Raw genomic sequence first — 22,038 nt, forward strand, 5'->3', positions numbered from 1 at the left:
ATCATTCACTTTAGCGGCAAAAGTGGGAGCTGAACAGGGACGAGGGGCGGGAAATCAGTAATCTGGAAGCGGAGGCAAACTTCATTAAGCGAGCGTTGCAGCGGGTTGCAGGCATAAAAAAGCCCCGCGGGTGCGGGGCTCAATATCAGACTGTTTCGCTTACTCTTTGCTGCCGCGAGAAGAACGTTTACGATCGTTCTCGGTCAGATGACGTTTACGAATACGGACTGACAGCGGAGTCACTTCTACCAGTTCGTCATCATCGATGAACTCGATAGCCTGTTCCAGCGTCATTTTCTGCGGTGGAACCAGAGTGGTGGCTTCGTCAGTACCTGACGCACGCATGTTGGTCAGTTTCTTACCGGTCAGGCAGTTTACTGTCAGGTCGTTAGAACGGCTGTGAATACCGATGATCTGGCCTTCATACACTTCCGCACCGTGACCGAGGAACAGCTTGCCGCGGTCCTGCAGACCGAACAGGGCGAACGCTACCGCTTTACCCTGACCGTTCGAGATCAGCACACCGTTCTGACGCTGGCCCACTTCGCCCGGACGAACATCGTCGTAGTGGCTGAAGGTGGAGTACAGCAGACCAGTACCTGAAGTCATGGTCATGAATTCGTTACGGAAGCCGATCAGACCACGGCTTGGGATCATGTAGTCGAGGCGTACACGGCCTTTACCATCTGGATCCATGTTTTTCAGATCGCCTTTACGCTCACCCATCGCTTGCATCACAGAACCCTGATGGGTTTCTTCGATGTCGAGGGTCACGTTTTCGAATGGCTCCTGCTTACGGCCTTCGTGCTCGCGGAAGATAACTTTCGGACGGGATACCGCCAGCTCGAAACCTTCACGACGCATGTTTTCGATCAGAACCGACAAGTGCAGCTCACCACGACCGGAAACGCGGAACGCATCCGAATCTTCGGTTTCTTCAACGCGCAGTGCCACGTTGTGTACCAGCTCTTTGTTCAAACGCTCCAGGATCTGGCGCGAGGTCACGAACTTACCTTCTTTACCGCAGAACGGTGAGGTGTTCACGTTGAAGAACATGGTAACGGTTGGCTCATCAACGCTCAGGGCTGGCAGCGCTTCCACATTCTGCGTGTCGCAGATGGTGTCAGAGATGTTCAGCTCGCCCAGACCGGTGATCGCGATGATGTCGCCCGCTTCTGCCAGGGTACTTTCGATACGTTCCAGACCCAAGTGGCCCAGCACTTTACCGACTTTACCGTTACGGGTTTTGCCTTCGCTATCAATGATAGTGACCTGCTGGTTCGGCTTCACGGTACCGCGCTTGATGCGGCCGATGCCGATCACGCCCAGATAGTTGTTATAGTCCAGCTGCGAGATCTGCATCTGCAGTGGCGCTTCAACTTCAACCTGAGGTGGAGAAACGTGGTCAACGATCGCCTGATACAGCGGGGTCATGTCGTCAGCCATGTCGGTATGTTCCAGACCCGCGATACCGTTCAGCGCCGAAGCGAAGATAATCGGGAAGTCCAGCTGCTCGTCAGTCGCATCCAGGTTAACGAACAGGTCAAATACCTGATCAACAACCCAATCAGGACGCGCGCCCGGACGGTCAACTTTGTTGATAACCACAATCGGCTTCAAACCATGAGCAAATGCTTTCTTGGTTACGAAGCGGGTTTGCGGCATAGGGCCATCCATCGCATCTACAACCAGCAGCACCGAATCCACCATGGACATGACGCGCTCCACTTCACCACCGAAGTCGGCGTGTCCTGGGGTATCAACGATGTTGATACGGTAGTCATTCCATTTGATGGCGGTGTTTTTTGCGAGGATGGTAATCCCACGCTCTTTCTCCAAATCGTTGGAGTCCATTACGCGCTCAGTCGCTTCGGTACGAGCATCAAAAGTACCGGACTGTTGGAGCAGCTTGTCAACCAGGGTGGTCTTACCATGGTCAACGTGCGCGATGATGGCGATGTTACGCAAATTTTCGATCACAGCTTTGCCTCAGGCATTATAGAAATAACGCGGTATTGTACACGGATTAAGCGGAAGACTGAACATGATCACAGATTTCGCCAAAAGTTTCTTGTAGCGCTGGTTTTTAGCACCGTTTACGGTGCATTAATCTGCACTGCGATAGTAATTTGCACCAAATTGGTGCTCAACTTCACCTGTGGCGCACCATAACGATGCATGCAATCCATCCTGGTGCAGCCTTCGACTCACGAAAGGGCGCATTGTAGCGCCATTTTCGCCATTGTCATAAAGTTGGCACAGAATTCGCTTTATATATTTTAAGCGAAAACGACAGTTATAAAACGGTTGAAAGAGCTTGCCGAGATCTTTGGTTAGGAGTGGTCAGCAGTCGTGACACATTCCCGGCAACGAAGTTCTCTCACCATGACGATAATGACCATTTCCAGGAGAGTTGAGTATGTCCGCTGAACACGTTCTCTCGATGATGAACGAGCATGAAGTTAAGTTTGTTGACCTGCGTTTTACCGATACCAAAGGTAAAGAACAGCACGTTACTATCCCTGCTCACCAGGTTAACGCTGACTTCTTCGAAGAAGGCAAAATGTTCGATGGCTCCTCCATCGGTGGCTGGAAAGGCATTAACGAATCAGACATGGTGCTGATGCCGGATGCAACCACTGCAGTGATGGATCCGTTCTTCGAAGACTCGACCCTGATCATCCGTTGCGACATCCTTGAGCCAGGCACACTGCAGGGCTACGACCGTGACCCACGCTCCATTGCTAAGCGTGCAGAAGAGTTCCTGCGTTCTTCAGGCATCGCGGATACCGTGCTGTTTGGACCAGAGCCAGAGTTCTTCCTGTTCGATGACATCCGTTTCGGTTCTTCTACTTCAGGTTCACACGTGGCTATCGACGACATCGAAGCAGCCTGGAACACCGGTAAAGAGTACGAAGGCGGTAACAAAGGTCACCGTCCAGGTCTGAAAGGCGGTTACTTCCCAGTGCCACCGGTTGACTCAGCACAGGACATCCGTTCTGCCATGTGTCTGACCATGGAGCAGATGGGTCTGGTGGTTGAAGCACATCACCACGAAGTAGCCACAGCTGGTCAGAACGAAGTGGCAACCCGCTTCAACACCATGACCAAAAAAGCTGACGAAATTCAGATCTACAAATACGTGGTGCACAACGTTGCTCACGCGTACGGCAAAACGGCAACCTTTATGCCTAAGCCAATGTTCGGCGATAACGGTTCTGGTATGCACTGCCACATGTCTCTGTCAAAAGGCGGCGTGAACCTGTTCTCTGGCGACAAGTACGGCGGCCTGTCTGAAACTGCTCTGTTCTATATTGGCGGTATCATCAAGCACGCTAAAGCGATCAACGCCCTGGCGAACCCAACCACCAACTCTTACAAACGTCTGGTCCCAGGCTACGAAGCGCCCGTTATGCTGGCTTATTCTGCCCGTAACCGTTCTGCTTCTATCCGTATCCCAGTGGTTGCCAGCCCTAAAGCACGTCGTATCGAAGCACGCTTCCCGGATCCAGCGGCTAACCCATACCTGGCATTTACCGCGCTGCTGATGGCTGGTCTTGATGGTGTTATCAACAAGATCCACCCTGGCGATGCGATGGACAAAAACCTGTATGACCTGCCACCGGAAGAAGAAGCTGAGATTCCAAAAGTTGCAGGTTCTCTGGAAGAAGCACTGAACGCACTGAACGAAGACCGCGAGTTCCTGACCCGTGGCGGCGTGTTCACTGATGACGCTATCGATGCGTACATCGAACTGCGTAAGCCAGAAGTTGACCGCGTGCGTATGACTCCGCACCCAGTTGAGTTCGAACTGTACTACAGCGTTTAATTTAAAAATTTCAGCTCCCTGTTCACGCACTCTTTTTGCTGCGTGAACAGCCTGAAAGATTTTTAATTGCCGTGGAAACTTTAGCCCATCTCCGGATGGGCTTTTTTCTCCGCGCATTCATTGTTCGAAGCACAGATTTCCGTCCTGAAAGGCTATAATGCACTAAATTAGTGCAGAGGAACGCTGTATGGCAACTGGCACGCTGCCCGACGCGGGGCAGATTCTCAACTCCCTGATCAACAGTATTTTGCTGGTCGATAACGATTTAGTTATCCATTACGCCAATCCGGCGGCTCAGCAATTACTGGCGCAAAGCTCACGTAAATTGTTCGGCACGCCATTACCGGAATTAACCGGCTATTTTTCGCTGAATATTGAGGTGATGAGCGAGAGTCTCGGAGCTGGCCAGGGCTTTACCGATAGCGAAGTCACTCTGGTGGTTGATGGCCGCGCGCACATTATGTCGCTCACGGCACAGCGCTTACCGGATGGCTTTATTCTGCTGGAAATGGCGCCGATGGATAATCAACGTCGTCTTAGCCAGGAACAAATTCAGCATGCTCAGCAGGTCGCTGCCCGCGATTTAGTCCGCGGTCTGGCGCATGAGATTAAAAACCCGCTGGGAGGATTACGTGGCGCCGCGCAGCTACTGACTCGCGCGTTACCCGATCCTTCCCTGCATGAATATACGCGCATCATCATTGAGCAAGCCGACCGCCTGCGTAATCTGGTCGATCGTCTGCTTGGCCCGCAACAGCCGGGCTTGCACGTAACGCAAAGCATTCATCAGGTCGCCGAGCGCGTGGTGAATCTGGTATCAATGGAGCTGCCGGATAACGTCTCGCTGGTGCGTGATTACGACCCAAGCCTGCCGGAACTGCCGCACGATCCCGACCAGATTGAACAAGTGCTGTTGAATGTGGTGCGAAACGCGCTGCAGGCATTGGGCGATGAAGGCGGCACCATTGTGATTCGTACGCGTACCGCCTTCCAGCTCACGCTGCACGGCACGCGTTACCGCTTAGTCGCGCGTATTGATATTGAAGATGACGGCCCAGGCATTCCGGCCCAGCTACAAGATACCCTGTTCTATCCGATGGTTAGCGGACGCGAAGGCGGCACCGGTTTAGGTCTGTCCATCGCCCGTAGCCTGATCGATCAGCATTCAGGAAAAATAGAATTTAACAGTTGGCCAGGTCACACCGAATTCTCGGTTTACCTGCCTATTCGCCAGTGAGGTTTCTATGCAACGAGGGATAGTCTGGATCGTCGATGACGATAGCTCCATCCGCTGGGTGCTTGAAAGGGCACTCACTGGAGCCGGTTTGAGCTGTGCAACCTTTGACAGCGCTAACGAGGTATTGGACGCGCTCGCAAGCAAAACCCCAGACGTATTATTGTCAGACATTCGTATGCCTGGCATGGATGGACTTGCGCTGCTGAAACAGATTAAGCAGCGCCATCCGATGCTACCGGTGATCATTATGACCGCACACTCCGATCTGGATGCGGCCGTCAGCGCTTATCAGCAAGGTGCGTTTGATTACCTGCCAAAGCCGTTTGATATTGATGAAGCGGTCGCGCTGGTTGAACGTGCGATTAGCCATTATCAGGAGCAGCAGCAGCCGCGTAATCAGCCCGTCAGCGGCCCAACCACCGACATTATCGGCGAAGCGCCGGCAATGCAGGATGTGTTCCGCATCATTGGTCGTCTTTCACGCTCCTCAATTAGCGTGCTGATCAATGGTGAATCCGGTACCGGTAAAGAGTTGGTGGCACATGCGCTGCATCGCCACAGTCCACGCGCGAAATCTCCTTTTATCGCGCTGAACATGGCGGCGATTCCCAAAGATTTGATTGAATCAGAGCTATTTGGTCACGAGAAAGGCGCGTTCACCGGTGCCAACCAGATTCGTCAGGGACGTTTTGAGCAGGCCGATGGCGGTACGCTGTTCCTCGATGAAATTGGTGATATGCCGCTTGATGTGCAGACCCGCTTATTGCGCGTATTGGCCGATGGCCAGTTTTATCGCGTTGGCGGCTATGCGCCGGTGAAAGTGGATGTGCGTATCATTGCGGCAACCCACCAGAATCTTGAGCTGCGCGTGCAGGAAGGCAAATTCCGTGAAGACTTGTTCCATCGTCTTAACGTGATTCGCGTTCATCTGCCGCCGCTGCGTGAACGACGCGAAGATATTCCGCGCCTGGCGCGTTACTTCCTGCAGGTTGCTGCACGTGAGTTAGGGGTGGAAGCAAAGATTCTGCATCCGGAAACCGAAACCGCGCTGACGCGTCTGCATTGGTCCGGTAACGTGCGCCAGCTGGAAAATACCTGTCGCTGGTTGACGGTGATGGCAGCTGGCCAGGAAGTGTTGATTCAGGATCTGCCGCCTGAACTGTTTGAATCCAGCACGCCAGACAATCCGGTGCAATCGTTGCCGGACAGCTGGGCTACGCTGCTGGCGCAGTGGGCAGATCGCGCCTTGCGTTCCGGTCATCAAAACCTGTTGTCGGAAGCACAGCCGGAGATGGAGCGCACGCTGCTCACCACCGCGCTGCGTCATACACAAGGGCACAAACAGGAAGCGGCGCGCTTGCTCGGCTGGGGACGAAATACCCTGACGCGTAAGTTGAAAGAGCTGGGAATGGAATAACGCGCACGTTTTGCGTTTTGAAACCGGGGAGCGAATAGGCTCCCCGTTTTTTTATATCACTCGCGAGAATTGCTGCATGCGCACCTTTTGGCGCATATACACATCGAAGCACATACAGATGTTACGTATCAGCAACCGACCGACGCCGGTAACGTGCAGGCTGCGACCGCGCTGCTCCACCAATCCATCTGCCACCAGCGGCGCTAACAGCGCTAAATCCTCGGCAAAATAGTGTTCAAACTCAACCGGGTATTGCGCCTCTACCGCGGCAAAATCCAGTGCGAAATTACAGATTAAAGCTTTAATCACATCGCGGCGCAAACAATCATCGTTACTCAAGGTAAGCCCGCGCCACAGCGCATTGCCGCGCTGCTCGACATCTGCGTAATAGGCTTTCAACTCTTTGTGATTTTGCGCATAGCTGTCGCCCAGCATGCTGATGGCCGACACGCCCAAACCGAGCAAATCGGTTTCGCCTTGGGTGGTGTAACCCTGAAAATTACGATGCAGTTCGCCAGCGCGTTGTGCCACCGCCAGCTCATCATCCGGACGTGCGAAGTGATCCATACCGATAAACTGATAGCCTTCGCCGGTTAAGGTGGCGATGGTTTCCTGCAGGATCTGCAGTTTCTGTGCTGCACCTGGCAGCTCCTCATCTTTAATTTTACGCTGCGCAGCGAACAGTGAAGGCATGTGCGCATAATTGAAGACGCTGAGGCGATCGGGATTGAGTGCAGTAACGCGCTGTAAGGTAAAGGCGAAGCTTTCCGGCGTTTGCAGCGGTAAGCCATAAATCAGATCAAGGCTAACCGAACGGAAGCCTTGCTCACGCGCACGCTGCACCAGAGCGAAGATGGTTTCTTCATCCTGCACGCGATTAACGCGCTCCTGTACCGCTTTATTAAAGTCCTGCACGCCCATGCTCAGCCGATTAAAACCTTCCGCGCGCAGATGATCGATCATCTCCAGTTCGATTTCACGTGGATCAACCTCGATCGACATTTCGACGTCATCGGCAATCGTAAAATGCTCGCGTAGCAGCGCCACCAGCCGGCTCACCTGCTTCTGGTTGAGGAATGTCGGCGTACCGCCGCCCCAGTGCAATTGAGTGACGCAGCGGCCCGCAAATAAGGGTGCACGCTGACGAATTTCCAGCTCCAGCACATCAAGGTAGCGATCGGCTTTATGCAGCTGGCGCGTCACGATTTTATTGCAGCCACAAAAATAACAAAGCCGATGGCAAAACGGGATGTGCACATACAGCGATAACGGACGATCGGGATAGCGCTGCACGGCTTGCTGAAAATCTGCCTCACCAAATTTCTCACTGAATTCGAGCGCGGTGGGATAAGAGGTATAACGTGGGCCAGCGTAATTGTATTTTTCGATGAGGCGCTGATCCCAATCAATCTGCTGCGATGACATGCTCACTCCTTACGGTGACGTCGTCTGAGAGAGGGTCGCGTAGCAGAAGAGTGGACGAAGCGACGGGCTGAACGCCGACGTAAACGCGACTTAAGACGCGACAGGCGGCGTAGTTTAAACAATAACCAGAGCAGATAACATGTCAGCAGCAGCGCGAAAATTGATCCAGGCCAAAACATAGGTGAATACCTGTTTAGCGCGGCATGCGCGAAAACGCATGCCGATCAAAATTTGCCTTAATTACCTTTTAGCAGGCGCATCATATCTTCTTCCGCCTGCTCATCTTCCGCTTCGTCATCCAGCGCGATGCCCAGCGTTTCCATCAGCTCATCGATGCGGTCTAAGGTTTGATCCAGCCAGGCCTGATCTTCGCCACTCAAGGTTTCACCGTTTTCCAGGCGATCCAGCAGCGTATCCAGACGTTCGTCATTTTCCAGCTTCGCCAGCTCTTCTTGCGGCGTCAGGCGAACTTTTTCTGCTTTTGGCTTTGGTTTCGCTTCAGGCTTTTTCGCCGGCTGGGTTTTACCATCAGCAACTAATGCGATCGGCTTTTTGCTGCCCAGACGTGGATCCTGATCTTTTTTACCCTGACCTTTGCCAGCGGCTTGCGTTTCAGGATTGGCGCGGCTACCAGATTTATGGCCGCTATGTTTTTTATCGCGTTTGCGATCGCGCGCTTCCTGATTGAGGTCTTCACGCGATTTGCGTTTGGCTTTCGCAGCAGGTTTGCCACGCGGGGCTGATGCAGGTTGCTTCATGGTGTCCGGTCTCGGCGGTGCTTTGTGAGTTCAGTATAGAATTGCGGCGAAATCTAGCAGAAAGTAAGCAAAGAAAAAAGGCGATAGCCTATGCTATCGCCTTTTATCGCACCTTCATATGAAGGAAACACTGAATAAATCCTTTACGGCTCACAACGTCCCGGTTGCTCCATCGCCACATCGCTCCTGCGATTAATCCCTGTCCTTGTTCGATTCCTGCCTGAATCGCTTCCCGCCATGCTCTTGGTCATCCCCGACACTCCTGAGCTCATCATCCTGATGGGTGCTGCCGTGCACTGACAACAAATGTAGACTAATAGGTAAAATGAACAAGTGAGACTTGTCTCTATTTTAGAGTGGCATTGCCTAAAATAATTTCAAATCATTGAAATATAACATTTAAATAGATTGTTAATATTCCATGAAGCGGTAATCGCTGGCAGTAAAAATCCTAGATCTCTTACAAAATGGCGCATTTGGACGCTATCGGGCACTTTTGCGCCATTACAGGTATAATCAGCCCAATTGCCCGATTCATTTTGCTGGAGTTTCACTTTGTCTGCTTTGAACTATCACATGACCCATTTCATGCTCAGCGCCCCCGATATTCGCCACTTACCGGCGGATGTGGGTATTGAAGTTGCTTTTGCCGGGCGCTCGAATGCAGGCAAATCCAGCGCGCTGAACACCATCACTAACCAAAAAGGTCTGGCCCGTACCAGTAAAACGCCAGGTCGTACTCAGCTGATTAACCTGTTTGAAGTGGTTGAAGGTAAATGTCTGGTCGATTTACCCGGTTATGGCTATGCCCAGGTTCCGGAAGAGATGAAGCGCAAATGGCAGCGCTCGCTGGCGGAATATTTGCAAAAACGTCAGGCGCTGAAGGGTCTGGTGGTATTGATGGATATTCGCCATCCGCTGAAAGACCTCGATCAGAACATGATTGAATGGGCCGTGCAGAGCCAGATTCCCGTGCTGGTCTTACTGACCAAAGCCGACAAACTGGCATCCGGCGCACGTAAAGCACAGCTGACGATGGTGCGCGAAGCGTCGCTGGCCTTTAACGGTGATGTGCAGGTGGAAATGTTCTCGTCGCTGAAGAAGATGGGCGTTGATATTGTGCGTAAGAAGCTGGACAGCTGGTTTAGCGAACTGGAGCCAGCGCAAGAAGGCGACGGCGAAGAAACAGCAGAGTGATTTTGTTGCGGCTTTTGAGAAAAAGCCCAATAAAAAACGCCCCAGTCATAAATGACTGGGGCGGCTAAATATTCAGCCAAATCCGATTACGTGAAGTAAAAGGTCTGAAAGATAGAACATCTTACCTCTGTACCCTACGCGACAAACTCTACCTGATTTTCAGCGCCCTACAAAGGGTTTTTTGTTGTTAAGTTTCAGGATTCGACATCTTTTTTACTAAGCTCATCACACTTTCACGCGTTCGATGTAGTTTAATTACTAAAAAAATGCTTAGCCGATAGGCAGTTACAAAACGCGCATTTAATAGACCGCTTTGTGAGGTTGCTGAACCGATTAAGTAAACTTTTTTCTTATGATGATGCCAGCGGCACGCAAATACCGCTGAATCAGCATGATCAGTGTGCCTCATCCCAGTTATCGCCGGTGCCTACTTCCACCTGCAGCGGCACATCCAGCTTCATGCTGTTCTCCATCAGATCACGGATGGTCTTAATGGCGCTATCCACTGCATCGCTGCGGATCTCAAACACCAGTTCATCGTGTACCTGCATAATCATGCGCACGGCATCGTCTTTTTGCTCCAACAGCCAGCCATCCACCGCAATCATCGCGCGTTTGATGATGTCTGCTGCCGTGCCTTGCATTGGGGCATTAATCGCTGCTCGCTCCGCCGCTTTACGACGAATGGCATTGCTGGAGGTGATATCAGGCAGCCACAAACGACGACCATCGAGCGTTTCTACATAGCCTTTCTCTGCTGCCTTCGCGCGCGTCTCTTCCATATAACGCAGCACGCCCGGATAGCGTTCAAAGTAGAGATCCATGTATTTCTTCGCCTCACCCGCACCGATATTGAGCTGGCGGGAAAGACCAAACGCGCTCATTCCGTAGATCAGACCAAAGTTGATCGCCTTGGCACTGCGACGCTGCTCACCTGAAACTTTGCTTAACGCCACACCAAACACTTCTGATGCGGTGGCACGGTGGATATCTTCGCCCTGGGCAAACGCATCCAGCAGGCCTTTGTCTTGCGACAGATGCGCCATGATACGCAGTTCAATCTGTGAGTAGTCCGCGGCAACAATGCGATTGCCCGATCCGGCGATAAACGCCTGGCGGATTCGGCGCCCTTCTTCGTTGCGCACCGGGATATTCTGCAGGTTAGGATCGGTAGACGAGAGTCGTCCCGTCGCCGTTACCGCCTGATGATAGGATGTATGTACGCGGCCGGTAAGCGGATTGATCATCAGTGGCAGCTTATCGGTGTAAGTCGATTTCAACTTTGATAAACCACGATGTTCCAGAATTACTTTAGGCAGTGGATAATCGAGAGCCAGTTCAGCCAGCACTTCTTCGCTGGTCGACGGCGCGCCGCCCGGCGTTTTCTTGGTCGGTTTAATACCCTGCTTTTCAAACAAAATGGTTTGCAGCTGTTTAGGTGAAGAGAGGTTAAACGGTTCGCCTGCCAGCTCGTGCGCTTTCAGCTCCAGCTCGGCCACACGCGTGGTCAGCTCCTGCGAGTGTTTGGCCAGGATATTCTGGTCAATCAGCACGCCGTTGCGCTCAATCCGCGATATCACCTTCAACAACGGCATTTCGATCTCTTCAAATACCTGTTTCGGCCCCGCTTCCGGCTCCAGTTTCTCCCACATTTTCAGATGCAATTGCAGCGTGACATCGGCATCTTCCGCCGCGTAGTGGCCCGCTTGTTCGATAGCAATCTGATTAAAAGTGAGCTGATTTTTACCTTTACCCGCGATCTCTTCGAAAGTCACCGTTTTATGGTTTAGCCAGCGCGCGGCCAGACTATCCATATCGTGTTTTCCGCCCACGCTGTTCAGGCAATAAGATTCCAGCATGGTGTCGAATTTGATGCCGTTCAGTTCAATGTCGTAATTCTTCAGCACGCCGCGATCGTATTTGAGATTCTGACCAACCTTCGCCGCGTTGCCATCTTCCAGCAGCGGTTTTAGCTGCTTCAGCACTTCGCTGCGATCCAGCTGATCTGGCGCATCCAGATAATCATGGGCAACCGGCAGATAAGCTGCTTCGCCCGGCGCGACGGCAAAACCAATGCCGACAATATTGGCGCTTAAGGTATCCAGCGAGTCGGTCTCAAGATCGAAAGCGAAGAGCTCGGCGCTTTTCAGCTTTTTGAGCCATGCGGCAAATGTCGCTTCATCGAGGATAGTGACGTAGCCATCCGCAGAGAGCACGCTGGTCGCTTGGGCAGCGGGCGCAGCAGGTTCGCTGAGCTGCGGTTTCTTAGCCTGCGCGTTGCTCTTCTTACCTTGTTGCAGCCATGAACCATCCTGCAAATCCGTGATCCAGCGCTTAAATTCATAACGGCTAAACAAGGTTTGCAGCGCTTCGACATTAGGTTCATTGACGACAAGCTCATCGCAGGTCAGATCCAACTCAACGTCGGTTTTGATGGTTGCCAGCTGATAAGACAGGAACGCGACGTCGCGATTTTGCTCCAGCTTCGCCGCCATGGTTTTCGCACCGCGGAACGAGAGATCGGCCACTTTATCGAGATTGTCATAGATTGACTGCATACCGCCCAAGCCTTGCAGCAACGCCTGCGCGGTTTTCTCACCGACTCCCGGCACGCCTGGAATATTATCGGAGCTGTCGCCCATCATGGCGAGGAAATCGATAATCAGTGCTGGCGGCACGCCATATTTCTGCTCGACCTCTTCCGGACCGAGCACGGTATTCGTCATGGTGTTGATCAAGGTGATCGCAGGCGTCACTAACTGCGCCATATCTTTATCGCCGGTGCTGATCAACACCGGACGGCCGAGTTTTTCCGCCTCTAGCGCCAGCGTACCGATAACGTCATCCGCCTCAACGCCAGATACCGCCAACAGCGGCAGGCCCATCGCCTTCACCATTTCATGCAGCGGCTCAATCTGCGCACGCAGATCGTCTGGCATCGGCGGACGGTGCGATTTGTAGTGTTCAAAAAGCTCATCGCGGAAGGTTTTGCCTTTCGCATCGAAGACCACAGCCACATGGCTTGGCTGATACTGCATCAACAGGCTTTTCAACATGTTGAGCACACCATACATGGCGCCAGTTGGCTCGCCTGCACTGTTCGTTAGCGGCGGAAAGGCATGATATGCACGGTACAGATAAGATGAGCCGTCGACCAGAATCAGGGGATTTTCTGCAATTTGCGCCATAGGTTCGTATTTTCTTCGTTGCGATAATGAGGGCTATAAGGATGCCACAACCAGAGGAGAATGTTGAATGCACTCGGGGAAGTCAGGATCTTTTTCGTCGTTACGCGGCACGGATCGCAAGGATCAAACTGTGGATAAGTTTGTGCGTAAAAATCATAACGTATTGTTATTTACGTTAATTGCAATTACTTTAATGTTAAAAATTCATTTATATCAGCAAGTTAAATACTTATTGTGATCTTGCTCGCCCTAATGAAAAGACGATCGTCCATGTGGATATTAAGCGAAGGGTTAATAAATACATCGCACAAATAAGAGAATGAAGGCAATAAAAAACGCCGGCAGTACCGGCGTTCTAAAAACTAAATTACTTCTTTTCTACCAGGAACTTCACTACATTGGCGTAATCAGCAACGAAGTTGTCCATTGAGCTGGTATCCAGGCCGCCGTTGTTAACCATATATTTGCCGTTAACGAAGATCGCTGGCACACCTTGCAGATTGACGTCTGCTGCTGCTTTCTGCTGCTGCGCAACCAGCGCTTTTACTGCAAAGCTATTCCACGCTGCATCGTAATCTTCTGAAGAGATACCCGCCGCTTTAATAAAAGTCTCTTTCAGGCTTGCTGCATCGGTAACGGTTTGGGTTTTCTGAATACCGTCGAAAATCGGTGCAGTAACTTTGCTTTCTACGCCTAGCGCCATGGCAACAGCCCATGCCTGAGTGACAACCGGACCGAATTGACCACCAAGGAAATCAACGTGGTATTTGGTCACTTTCGTGTCCGCCGGCAGGTTCTTTTTCACTGCCTCGCTCACGTGATAAACGCGTTCGAACTGGTAGCAATGTGGGCAGAAGAAGGAGAAGAACTCCAGAACCTGCGGCTCACCCGCCACTGGCTTTGGCAACGTAACGAACTGCTTACCATCGTTAAACTGTGCCGCCGAGGCGCCAAATGCCAGCATTAAACCTACCAGCGCAAACATGATCTTTTTCATCGTGAAACAATCTCCTGAGTACTTCATTAATATTGCGGGCTAAGCTGCAACGGCGGTTCGTGTAACAGCCTTTCCTGCTCGATAAATAATGCAATCTGCCGGCGCCAAAAATCCTCATCTGTCATCCAGGGGAAGGCGCGCGGAAAAGCGGGATCCTGCCAGCGGCGTACTACCCAGGCCAAATAATAAACCATGCGCATAGCGCGTAAAGGTTCAATCAGTGACAATTCATGTAAATCAAAATCACCGAATTCATTATAGGCTTCCAGCAAAATGTCCCATTGAATCAACTGTTCCTGACGATCGCCATTGACCAGCATCCATAAATCCTGCACTGCTGGCCCGTTACGGGCATCATCAAGATCGACAAACATCGGGCCTTCACGCCACAGAATATTGCCGGGATGGCAATCGCCGTGCAACCTTAACGGCTGCCAATGGCTATGCCAGCGCTGCTGCAGCGTCGCGCTGAGCTTATCAACGGCAGCAAGCAGTAAGTCTTTGAGTGAAGCCGGTACTAACGCGCTTTGTTCCAGCTCCCGACGCGGTTGAAAAACATACTCTTCAAGGCCGAAAGTGGGTCGCTGCTGAAACAGGCTTTGCTTTGCGGTTTGATGGATGCGCCCCAGAAAGCGGCCAACCCATTCCATCTGATCCTCGTTATCGGTTTCATACTGCCGTCCGCCTAAACTGGGGAAGACCGCGTACATGAAGCCGGCATGATGATTCAACGTGCTGCCCTGCAGAACGAGCGGCGCGGCAACCGGCACTTCATCCTCTAATAAATCCTGAGTGAACTGATGCTCTTCAAGGATCTGTTGTGCGCTCCAGCGCTGCGGACGATAAAACTTAGCCACATAACGGCGTTTATCATCGTCGCTGAACTGATAGACGCGGTTTTCATAGCTATTGAGGGCGGTTAAGCCTGATTCGACACGCAGGCCCGTATCCCAAAGTGCATCAAGGATGACATCGGGATTCAACGTCTGGAAATTAAAGGCGGCTTCGCTCATCTTTTTGCCTGTGTGTTACCTTTGCGATTAATGCGCAAGGATAACATTACTCATCATCCTTAATCACACCGCGTGCACGTAATAGCGCGGTCTTGAAGTCCACTTCATAATCCTTTTTCAGGCCGGGAATGGCACTCTGGCTATCTGTGTCACGCATTTTGAGATGGTAAATCAATACATCATCGGTTAATTCACTTAATGGGCCACTGAAACCAGATTCCTGCGCCAGTTTTTGCAAAAATGCCAGCAAGTTGAGATCGGCATCCTTCTGCCATGCGGGTTGCAGAAGCTCGAGCAGTTCATTGAGTCGGTGATATTTCATCATTGATTCCTTTATGCAGATGGTACGCTGCCGCTAAGTAAGTATCGTCCAGAATGAAGCAAGGAGACGAATATGACAGCATTTACCGGCGTGATCCTCGCGGGTGGCCAAGGCAGTCGTATGGGAGGCCAGGATAAGGGGTTATTGATGTTACAGGGTGAACACCTTTATCAGCACGTTTTGCGGCGATTCCGGCCGCAGGTCAATATTGTGTTGATAAGCGCTAACCGTAACATTGATCGCTATCAGGCAAGCGGTTGTCAGGTGGTTATCGATACATTGCCCGATTATCCCGGACCGCTGGCTGGCATGCTCAGTGGTTTACGCAGCAGTAAAAACGAATGGGTCGCTTTCTGCGCTTGTGATACGCCATGGATCCCCAATGACTTTGTCGCGCGTCTGTGGCAACAGCGTAATGATGCGCCCGCTGTGTGGGTGAAATCCTCCCAGCGTGATCATCCAGCCTTAGCGCTGGTCAATTGCGCATTGGCTGATGATCTTGAAACCTGGCTACTGCGCGGCGAGCGACGTTTAATGCAGTTCTTACATGAGCATGGCGGGCATGCTATTGCGTTTTCAGACCCAGAATCTGCGTTCCGCAATATCAATACGCCAGACGATCTCATGAATGAGGAAAAGTATTTATGAGTGTGCGCTTACTGGCGATTTCCGCATGGAGCAGGACAGGAAAAACCACTTTGCTTGAGCAAGTCATTCCACTTCTCAAAACTCAGGGGATTCGATCAGGCTTAATTAAGCACACACATCATCAGATGGATATCAATACGCCGGGGAAAGACAGTTATTTGCTGCGTAAAGCTGGGGCGGATCAGGTGATCGTCGCCAGTAATCAGCGCTGGGCATTGATGGTCGAATCACCTAATAAGCCTTTAAGCCTAATGCAATTAGCATCACAGATGGATAGCTCAACGTTGGATCTGGTGCTGGTCGAGGGCTTCAAAGATGAGCCGGTCCCCAAAATTGCACTTTGGCGGCGTGGCGTTAAAGGTGAGATTAAGGATTTGCTGGATCAGTATGTGATTGCCGTCGCTACTGATGAGGATATGGAACTGAATTTGCCCATATTGGATATTAATCAGCCAATGCAGGTTGCCGATTTTATTGTTCAGTGGCTTAAAAAGCGTTGAAATAGCCAGATTTTGGATAAGATTCAGACGTAAAAAAGCCCCGGACTTTCGTCCGGGGCTTCTTCACTTATTTGATGCCTGGCAGTTCCCTACTCTCGCATGGGGAGGCCCCACACTACCATCGGCGCTACGGCGTTTCACTTCTGAGTTCGGCATGGGGTCAGGTGGGACCACCGCGCTAAAGCCGCCAGGCAAATTCTTTGTGCAAAAACGAATAACATTCGCTTCCGCTGATTCTTTAATCCGTAAACAAGCTGAAAATATCCGGTCTCTCAGACCAAAACGCCTCTGGCGTTGTAAGGTTAAGCCTCACGGGTCATTAGTACCGGTTAGCTCAACGCATCGCTGCGCTTACACACCCGGCCTATCAACGTCGTAGTCTTCAACGTCCCTTCAGGACCCTCAAGGGGTCAGGGAGAACTCATCTCGGGGCAAGTTTCGTGCTTAGATGCTTTCAGCACTTATCTTTTCCGCACTTAGCTACCGGGCAGTGCCATTGGCATGACAACCCGAACACCAGTGGTGCGTTCACTCCGGTCCTCTCGTACTAGGAGCAACCCCCCTCAATTCTCCAGCGCCCACGGCAGATAGGGACCGAACTGTCTCACGACGTTCTAAACCCAGCTCGCGTACCACTTTAAACGGCGAACAGCCGTACCCTTGGGACCTACTTCAGCCCCAGGATGTGATGAGCCGACATCGAGGTGCCAAACACCGCCGTCGATATGAACTCTTGGGCGGTATCAGCCTGTTATCCCCGGAGTACCTTTTATCCGTTGAGCGATGGCCCTTCCATTCAGAACCACCGGATCACTATGACCTGCTTTCGCACCTGCTCGAGCCGTCACTCTCGCAGTCAAGCTGGCTTATGCCATTGCACTAACCTCCTGATGTCCGACCAGGATTAGCCAACCTTCGTGCTCCTCCGTTACTCTTTGGGAGGAGACCGCCCCAGTCAAACTACCCACCAGACACTGTCCGCAGCCCGGATTACGGGCCTACGTTAGAACATCAAACATTAAAGGGTGGTATTTCAAGGTTGGCTCCACGCAGACTGGCGTCCACGCTTCAAAGCCTCCCACCTATCCTACACATCAAGGCTCAATGTTCAGTGTCAAGCTATAGTAAAGGTTCACGGGGTCTTTCCGTCTTGCCGCGGGTACACTGCATCTTCACAGCGATTTCAATTTCACTGAGTCTCGGGTGGAGACAGCCTGGCCATCATTACGCCATTCGTGCAGGTCGGAACTTACCCGACAAGGAATTTCGCTACCTTAGGACCGTTATAGTTACGGCCGCCGTTTACCGGGGCTTCGATCAAGAGCTTCTCCTTGCGGATAACCCCATCAATTAACCTTCCGGCACCGGGCAGGCGTCACACCGTATACGTCCACTTTCGTGTTTGCACAGTGCTGTGTTTTTAATAAACAGTTGCAGCCAGCTGGTATCTTCGACTGCCTTCAGCTCCATCCGCGAGGGACTTCACCTGATGACAGCGTGCCTTCTCCCGAAGTTACGGCACCATTTTGCCTAGTTCCTTCACCCGAGTTCTCTCAAGCGCCTTGGTATTCTCTACCTGACCACCTGTGTCGGTTTGGGGTACGATTTCGTGTTACCTGGAGCTTAGAGGCTTTTCCTGGAAGCAGGGCATCAGTTACTTCACCACCGTAGTGGCTCGTCGTCACGCCTCAGCCTTAAGATACCCCGGATTTACCAAAGGTATCAGCCTACACGCTTAAACCGGGACAACCGTCGCCCGGATAACCTAGCCTTCTCCGTCCCCCCTTCGCAGTAACACCAAGTGCAGGAATATTAACCTGCTTCCCATCGACTACGCTTTTCAGCCTCGCCTTAGGGGTCGACTCACCCTGCTCCGATTAACGTTGAACAGGAACCCTTGGTCTTCCGGCGAGCGGGCTTTTCACCCGCTTTATCGTTACTTATGTCAGCATTCGCACTTCTGATACCTCCAGCATGCCTCACAGCACACCTTCAAAGGCTTACAGAACGCTCCCCTACCCAACAACGCATACGCGTCGCTGCCGCAGCTTCGGTGCATGGTTTAGCCCCGTTACATCTTCCGCGCAGGCCGACTCGACCAGTGAGCTATTACGCTTTCTTTAAATGATGGCTGCTTCTAAGCCAACATCCTGGCTGTCTGTGCCTTCCCACATCGTTTCCCACTTAACCATGACTTTGGGACCTTAGCTGGCGGTCTGGGTTGTTTCCCTCTTCACGACGGACGTTAGCACCCGCCGTGTGTCTCCCGTGATAACATTCTCCGGTATTCGCAGTTTGCATCGGGTTGGTAAGCCGGGATGGCCCCCTAGCCGAAACAGTGCTCTACCCCCGGAGATGAGTTCACGAGGCGCTACCTAAATAGCTTTCGGGGAGAACCAGCTATCTCCCGGTTTGATTGGCCTTTCACCCCCAGCCACAAGTCATCCGCTAATTTTTCAACATTAGTCGGTTCGGTCCTCCAGTTAGTGTTACCCAACCTTCAACCTGCCCATGGCTAGATCACCGGGTTTCGGGTCTATACCCTGCAACTTAACGCCCAGTTAAGACTCGGTTTCCCTGCGGCTCCCCTATACGGTTAACCTTGCTACAGAATATAAGTCGCTGACCCATTATACAAAAGGTACGCAGTCACCCCATTAAAGAGGCTCCCACTGCTTGTACGTACACGGTTTCAGGTTCTGTTTCACTCCCCTCGCCGGGGTTCTTTTCGCCTTTCCCTCACGGTACTGGTTCACTATCGGTCAGTCAGGAGTATTTAGCCTTGGAGGATGGTCCCCCCATATTCAGACAGGATACCACGTGTCCCGCCCTACTCTTCGAACTCACAATCTGTGCACTTTCGTGTACGGGACTATCACCCGGTATCGTGCGACTTTCCAGACGCTTCCACTAACGCACAAACTGATTCAGGTTCTGGGCTGTTCCCCGTTCGCTCGCCGCTACTGGGGGAATCTCGGTTGATTTCTTTTCCTCCGGGTACTTAGATGTTTCAGTTCCCCGGGTTCGCCTCGCAACACTATGTATTCATGTTGCGATGATGCACTGGGTGCACCGGGTTTCCCCATTCGGACATCGTCGGCTGTAGCGGTTCATATCACCTTACCGACGCTTTACGCAGATTAGCACGTCCTTCATCGCCTCTGACTGCCAGGGCATCCACCGTGTACGCTTAGTCGCTTAACCTCACAACCCACAGGCGTTTTGCAACGCGTGCAGACTGCAAGCATTTGAGAGACTCGAACATATCGCCGCTTCATTCTTATTACGGAGAATGAAGACGATACGTCGTTTCAATTTTCAGCTTGTTCCGGATTGTTAAAGAGCAGTATCTCAGACGCAGCTCGTAAGCTGCGTTTGAGATACGTCGTGGAGACACCTTTCACCTGTCACCAAGCAAGTGGCGTCCCCTAGGGGATTCGAACCCCTGTTACCGCCGTGAAAGGGCGGTGTCCTAGGCCTCTAGACGAAGGGGACACGATAGTGTCACGACTTCGCAGCCGTCTTGCTCATTACTTTCTATCAGACAATCTGTGTGAGCACTTCGCGGGAAGGTATCTTCAGGTAAGGAGGTGATCCAACCGCAGGTTCCCCTACGGTTACCTTGTTACGACTTCACCCCAGTCATGAATCACAAAGTGGTAAGCGCCCTCCCGAAGGTTAAGCTACCTACTTCTTTTGCAACCCACTCCCATGGTGTGACGGGCGGTGTGTACAAGGCCCGGGAACGTATTCACCGTAGCATTCTGATCTACGATTACTAGCGATTCCGACTTCACGGAGTCGAGTTGCAGACTCCGATCCGGACTACGACGCACTTTATGAGGTCCGCTTGCTCTCGCGAGGTCGCTTCTCTTTGTATGCGCCATTGTAGCACGTGTGTAGCCCTACTCGTAAGGGCCATGATGACTTGACGTCATCCCCACCTTCCTCCAGTTTATCACTGGCAGTCTCCTTTGAGTTCCCGGCCGAACCGCTGGCAACAAAGGATAAGGGTTGCGCTCGTTGCGGGACTTAACCCAACATTTCACAACACGAGCTGACGACAGCCATGCAGCACCTGTCTCAGAGTTCCCGAAGGCACCAAAGCATCTCTGCTAAGTTCTCTGGATGTCAAGAGTAGGTAAGGTTCTTCGCGTTGCATCGAATTAAACCACATGCTCCACCGCTTGTGCGGGCCCCCGTCAATTCATTTGAGTTTTAACCTTGCGGCCGTACTCCCCAGGCGGTCGACTTAACGCGTTAGCTCCGGAAGCCACTCCTCAAGGGAACAACCTCCAAGTCGACATCGTTTACGGCGTGGACTACCAGGGTATCTAATCCTGTTTGCTCCCCACGCTTTCGCACCTGAGCGTCAGTCTTTGTCCAGGGGGCCGCCTTCGCCACCGGTATTCCTCCAGATCTCTACGCATTTCACCGCTACACCTGGAATTCTACCCCCTCTACAAGACTCCAGCCTGCCAGTTTCGAATGCAGTTCCCAGGTTAAGCCCGGGGATTTCACATCCGACTTGACAGACCGCCTGCGTGCGCTTTACGCCCAGTAATTCCGATTAACGCTTGCACCCTCCGTATTACCGCGGCTGCTGGCACGGAGTTAGCCGGTGCTTCTTCTGCGGGTAACGTCAATCGGTGAAGCTATTAACTTCACCGCCTTCCTCCCCGCTGAAAGTACTTTACAACCCGAAGGCCTTCTTCATACACGCGGCATGGCTGCATCAGGCTTGCGCCCATTGTGCAATATTCCCCACTGCTGCCTCCCGTAGGAGTCTGGACCGTGTCTCAGTTCCAGTGTGGCTGGTCATCCTCTCAGACCAGCTAGGGATCGTCGCCTAGGTGAGCCATTACCCCACCTACTAGCTAATCCCATCTGGGCACATCCGATGGTGTGAGGCCCGAAGGTCCCCCACTTTGGTCTTGCGACGTTATGCGGTATTAGCTACCGTTTCCAGTAGTTATCCCCCTCCATCGGGCAGTTTCCCAGACATTACTCACCCGTCCGCCACTCGTCACCCGAGAGCAAGCTCTCTGTGCTACCGTTCGACTTGCATGTGTTAGGCCTGCCGCCAGCGTTCAATCTGAGCCATGATCAAACTCTTCAATTTAAGTTTGATTTGCTGAAACCAGTTCAGCGGTGCTCATCTGTAAAACGTCATAATGAATTTCATTATGTGTTCACTCGTGAGGCTTTGATATTTTGTTGCGTCCGGAGACGCGGATATCAATCCTGCGAGTGCCCACACAGATTGTCTGATAAATTGTTAAAGAGCGTTGCGAACAGCGGCTGAACCGTCTGTCGCGAGGTGGCGTATACTACGCTACTCTCCTTCGGAGTCAAACACTTTTTTCAGCGTCTTCATCCGGCGGGATGAATTTTTTCACTCCCTGCCGAGCCATCTGCGTTGCCGCTTTGCCGTCTCAGTGGTGGCGCATTATAGGGAGTTATTCGGAGCTGACAAGGGTTAATTGCAAAAAAATGACTGAGCGCCT

Annotated in this window: 13 protein-coding genes, 1 tRNA gene and 3 rRNA genes; 6 read left to right on the plus strand and 11 right to left on the minus strand. The window is 52.1% G+C overall.

Going from position 1 to position 22,038, the window contains the following annotated elements; translation table 11 throughout:
* Nucleotides 1-159: 159 nt before the first annotated feature.
* Complete coding sequence (gene typA / locus FCN45_RS19290; protein WP_008109794.1) at nt 160-1,980, minus strand: ribosome-dependent GTPase TypA; 1,821 nt, start codon at nt 1,978-1,980, stop codon at nt 160-162.
* Between the two features lie 439 nt (nt 1,981-2,419).
* Between typA and glnA the strand changes: the two genes are divergently transcribed.
* The 3 genes from glnA (at nt 2,420) to glnG (ending at nt 6,483) form a co-directional block, all read left to right on the plus strand.
* The gene (gene glnA, locus FCN45_RS19295) at nt 2,420-3,829 is read left to right on the plus strand and encodes a glutamate--ammonia ligase (protein WP_007885243.1); all 1,410 of its coding nucleotides are present in this window, start codon (nt 2,420-2,422) and stop codon (nt 3,827-3,829) included.
* A gap of 187 nt (nt 3,830-4,016) precedes the next feature.
* Nucleotides 4,017-5,066 carry a nitrogen regulation protein NR(II) gene (glnL, locus tag FCN45_RS19300; protein ID WP_008109798.1) on the plus strand — a complete coding sequence of 350 codons (1,050 nt, stop codon included), beginning with the start codon at nt 4,017-4,019 and terminating at the stop codon, nt 5,064-5,066.
* Nucleotides 5,067-5,073: 7 nt separating this feature from the next.
* Complete coding sequence (gene glnG, locus FCN45_RS19305) at nt 5,074-6,483, plus strand: nitrogen regulation protein NR(I) (protein ID WP_008109800.1); 1,410 nt, start codon at nt 5,074-5,076, stop codon at nt 6,481-6,483.
* Between the two features lie 51 nt (nt 6,484-6,534).
* Here the strand turns inward: glnG and hemN are convergent, their stop codons facing one another.
* Both hemN and yihI read right to left on the minus strand, forming a co-directional pair.
* Nucleotides 6,535-7,908: an oxygen-independent coproporphyrinogen III oxidase gene (gene hemN, locus FCN45_RS19310; protein ID WP_137386802.1), complete on the minus strand. Its 1,374-nt coding sequence runs from the start codon at nt 7,906-7,908 to the stop codon at nt 6,535-6,537.
* Nucleotides 7,909-8,144: 236 nt separating this feature from the next.
* Nucleotides 8,145-8,666 (minus strand): Der GTPase-activating protein YihI, encoded by a 522-nt coding sequence (gene yihI / locus FCN45_RS19315; protein ID WP_137386803.1) that lies wholly within the window; start codon nt 8,664-8,666, stop codon nt 8,145-8,147.
* A 555-nt stretch (nt 8,667-9,221) separates the two neighbouring features.
* Here yihI and yihA point away from each other — a divergent pair.
* Nucleotides 9,222-9,863 (plus strand): ribosome biogenesis GTP-binding protein YihA/YsxC, encoded by a 642-nt coding sequence (gene yihA / locus FCN45_RS19320; RefSeq protein WP_101760721.1) that lies wholly within the window; start codon nt 9,222-9,224, stop codon nt 9,861-9,863.
* A 395-nt stretch (nt 9,864-10,258) separates the two neighbouring features.
* Here the strand turns inward: yihA and polA are convergent, their stop codons facing one another.
* The 4 genes from polA to FCN45_RS19340 form a co-directional block, all read right to left on the minus strand.
* A complete protein-coding gene (gene polA, locus FCN45_RS19325) occupies nt 10,259-13,051 on the minus strand; it encodes a DNA polymerase I (protein WP_137386804.1) in 2,793 nt (930 codons plus the stop codon).
* Between the two features lie 367 nt (nt 13,052-13,418).
* Nucleotides 13,419-14,048 carry a thiol:disulfide interchange protein DsbA gene (gene dsbA, locus FCN45_RS19330; protein WP_101760723.1) on the minus strand — a complete coding sequence of 210 codons (630 nt, stop codon included), beginning with the start codon at nt 14,046-14,048 and terminating at the stop codon, nt 13,419-13,421.
* A 26-nt stretch (nt 14,049-14,074) separates the two neighbouring features.
* Nucleotides 14,075-15,061, minus strand: a complete 987-nt coding sequence (locus FCN45_RS19335) for a serine/threonine protein kinase (RefSeq protein ID WP_137386805.1) — start codon at nt 15,059-15,061, stop codon at nt 14,075-14,077.
* 46 nt (nt 15,062-15,107) lie between these two features.
* Entirely contained in the window at nt 15,108-15,383 is a 276-nt protein-coding gene (locus FCN45_RS19340) for a YihD family protein (RefSeq protein WP_101760725.1), read from the minus strand.
* A gap of 72 nt (nt 15,384-15,455) precedes the next feature.
* Between FCN45_RS19340 and mobA the strand changes: the two genes are divergently transcribed.
* Entirely contained in the window at nt 15,456-16,031 is a 576-nt protein-coding gene (mobA, locus tag FCN45_RS19345; RefSeq protein ID WP_101760726.1) for a molybdenum cofactor guanylyltransferase MobA, read from the plus strand.
* Entirely contained in the window at nt 16,028-16,531 is a 504-nt protein-coding gene (gene mobB, locus FCN45_RS19350) for a molybdopterin-guanine dinucleotide biosynthesis protein MobB (RefSeq protein WP_137386806.1), read from the plus strand. The genes mobA and mobB overlap by 4 nt, the downstream gene beginning before the upstream one ends.
* Nucleotides 16,532-16,607: 76 nt before the next feature.
* On the opposite strand, the gene rrf is transcribed toward mobB, so the two are convergent.
* The 4 genes from rrf to FCN45_RS19370 all read right to left on the minus strand — a co-directional run bounded on the left by rrf (nt 16,608) and on the right by FCN45_RS19370 (nt 21,653).
* A 5S ribosomal RNA gene (gene rrf / locus FCN45_RS19355) occupies nt 16,608-16,723 on the minus strand.
* 106 nt (nt 16,724-16,829) lie between these two features.
* Nucleotides 16,830-19,735 (minus strand): 23S ribosomal RNA (locus FCN45_RS19360).
* A gap of 215 nt (nt 19,736-19,950) precedes the next feature.
* Nucleotides 19,951-20,026: transfer RNA gene (locus tag FCN45_RS19365), tRNA-Glu, on the minus strand.
* An 88-nt stretch (nt 20,027-20,114) separates the two neighbouring features.
* Nucleotides 20,115-21,653: ribosomal RNA gene (locus FCN45_RS19370) — 16S ribosomal RNA — on the minus strand.
* The 16S, 23S and 5S rRNA genes sit together here with 1 tRNA gene alongside, the layout of an rRNA operon.
* Nucleotides 21,654-22,038: the final 385 nt, after the last annotated feature.

The sequence above is a fragment of the Pantoea sp. SO10 genome (genome assembly GCF_005281435.1).
GTDB lineage: Bacteria > Pseudomonadota > Gammaproteobacteria > Enterobacterales > Enterobacteriaceae > Pantoea > Pantoea leporis.